This is a genomic window from Pandoraea sp. B-6 (assembly GCF_000282835.1).
Lineage (GTDB): Bacteria > Pseudomonadota > Gammaproteobacteria > Burkholderiales > Burkholderiaceae > Pandoraea > Pandoraea cepalis.
Window position 1 is genome coordinate 1 of record NZ_AKXS01000341.1, and the last position, 339, is coordinate 339.

Here is a 339-nt window from a genome sequence, read left to right on the forward strand (position 1 = left end):
GGCCTGCTTGCCCAGGATCACCAGTTGCGGCTGTTCCTTGTCCACGACAGCCTTGAGCAGCTTGGCCACCGCCAACGGTTGCAGCTCGTCGTCCGACTCGATCAGGATCGCGCGGTCCGCGCCGATCGCCAACGCCGTGCGCAGCGTCTCCTGAGCTTGCGCCACGCCCGCCGACACCGCGATCACTTCGGTCGCCACGCCCGCTTCCTTCAGGCGCACCGCCTCCTCAACCGCGATTTCGTCGAACGGATTCATCGACATCTTCACGTTCGCGATGTCGACGCCACTGCCGTCGCTCTTCACGCGAACTTTTACGTTGTAATCCACTACCCGTTTGAC

General features: G+C 63.1%; 1 pseudogene. It reads right to left on the reverse strand.

What is annotated here, in order from left to right:
- Nucleotides 1-339: pseudogene (locus A985_RS0103420) on the reverse strand (electron transfer flavoprotein subunit beta/FixA family protein); the annotation flags it as partial.